Genomic DNA, 1,998 nt, shown 5'->3' with positions numbered 1-1,998 from the left:
CTGGACGCCCTCGCACACCGCGAACGACCTGATGCTCAGCGACGTACGGCCCCGCCTCGCCGCGGCGCGCGCGCGCCGAGACCTGGACGGGCCTGACCGTGACCGAGGTCTCCGGGCACCGCGGGCGGCCGGAGCTGGCGCGCTGGCTGACCGGGCCGGACGGCTGGGTGCGGATCGTCTTCGAGCCGGACGAGGACCGCGGCGACCCCGAGCACTACCGGGCCGCGGTGCGGGCCGCCCGCGCCGCCGGGCTGAAGGTGCTCGGCCAGCCGCTGGACTCGGCCTTCGCCCGGGAGAACACCCGAGCCGCCTACCTGGCCCGGATGAAGGCCTACGTCGACGCCTACCCGGAGATCGAGGCGTGGGAGGTGGGCAACGAGGTCAACGGCTGCTGGGTGGACGGCGGCTGCCGGGGCCAGCGGCCGGTGGCGGACGACGACCGGATCACGAACAAGGTCGCCGACGCGGCCGCCTACGTGCGCGCGGCCCGGCCGCGGGCGAAGGTCGTCGTGACGCTCTACTGGCAGCTGGGCACCGACGCCGCCCGGTGGTCCGTCTTCACCTGGGCCAGGGAGAACCTGCCCGCCCCGGTGCGGAAGGACGTCGACGTGGTGGCGCTCTCGGTCTACGCCGAGGACGCGCCGCTGGGCCTCGCCTTCGACCAGGTGATGAACGCCCTGCACGCCGAGTTCCCGGAGCAGAAGGTCGCGCTCGGGGAGCTCGGCTACTGGAGCGCGGACACCACCAAGGCGTACTGGGCGTTCGACGCCGCCGACACCGCGGCGGCCCGGCGGGCGCTGGCCGGGCACTACTACGCGGCGGCGCTCGGCTACGACTGGAGCCTGGGCGGCGGCTTCTGGTGGTACTTCATCCAGGAGGTGCCGGGCGACGCCGGGCTGCAGAACGCCGTCCGCGCCGTGTCCGGGCGGCTGAACGGCTCCTGACCGCCCCGCGGCGGGCCCCGCGCACGCCGAGCGCCCGACGCGTGCCGGGAGTGGTCGTGGCCCGCACGGGGGGGGCCGTCAGCCGGAGGCGAACGAGAGAGCGATCCTGCGGAGTTCGGCGGCGGGTCCCCTCGCCAGGACGCGCACCACCGCACCGTCCAGGCCGAGCATGACCACCTCCCCGGTTCCCTGCCTGATCCTGGTGGCCAGGAGGTTCCGCCCGCCCAGCCAGCCGCCGAACACCGCTCCCCCGGGGAGCCGCACCGCGGCCCTGCGCGTCCCGGTGGTGTAGTCCCACAGGCACACCTGTTCCGGCTCGCCGGGGCAGACGGTGGTGACCACGGGGCCCAGCGGCGAGACCGCGACGTCGTCCCCGGTCGCCTCACCGACCGCGCTCAGCGTGCGGACGGGCGTCCCGTCCAGGTTCCGGATCCGGACCGCCCCGCCGGGGGCCCGCTGGATCACGGTCGTCCCGTCGGGCCCCCAGGCGTAGGGGTGCGGGCCGTCGTTGTCGTCGGCGACCCGGATGATCCGCGCGCTGCCCGCCGCCGCGTCCACGATCACGAAACCCTCACTGCGCCCCATCCGCACCTGCCCCTCCGTCCGGAAGGCGGTGAGCAGCACCCGGGTGCCGTCAGGCGACCAGCGGGGATAGCGGGTCTGAGCCGGCCGTCCGGCCGTCTGCACCGTGGTCTCCCGCCCGGTGGCCCGGTCCAGGATCCGGACCTGGTCGAACGTCCCCAGGTCCGTCTTGACGTGCGGGCTGACCACGGCGTGGGCGCCCGTGGGAGAGACCACGACCTCCTGGAGGCCGCCGATCCGCTCGAAGGCGGTCCCGCCGCGGGCCCGGAGGTACGAGGGCCCCCACGTACGGTCCTCCCGGTACGACTGGTAGGAGGCGACGCGCCAGGAGTCCCCCGGATCCTCGTGGAGGGAGATCTCCGTCCCGGGGATCCGCACGGTGGCCGTCGACGCCGGAGCCATGGTCCCCTCGGCCCTCCCCCGCCCGGTCGGGCCCGTCGCCCCGGGCCGCGCCGGGCGCCCGCCGTCCGCG

The 1,998-nt window shown here is 75.8% G+C and carries 2 protein-coding genes; one reads left to right on the top strand and one right to left on the bottom strand.

Annotated elements, in window-relative coordinates; all coding sequences use genetic code 11:
- The first annotated feature begins 98 nt into the window (after positions 1-98).
- Positions 99-944 (top strand): hypothetical protein, encoded by an 846-nt coding sequence (locus ACWJ6R_RS35410; protein WP_449066392.1) that lies wholly within the window; start codon positions 99-101, stop codon positions 942-944.
- 78 nt (positions 945-1,022) lie between these two features.
- Here ACWJ6R_RS35410 and ACWJ6R_RS35405 read toward each other — a convergent pair.
- Positions 1,023-1,998, bottom strand: a 976-nt coding sequence (locus ACWJ6R_RS35405) for a TolB family protein (protein ID WP_449066391.1), incomplete at its 5' end; no start/stop codon positions are given.

The organism is Planomonospora algeriensis, from assembly GCF_977012225.1.
The sequence above is the reverse complement of the archived record's forward strand: the minus strand, read 5'-3'. Positions and strand labels throughout refer to the sequence as shown.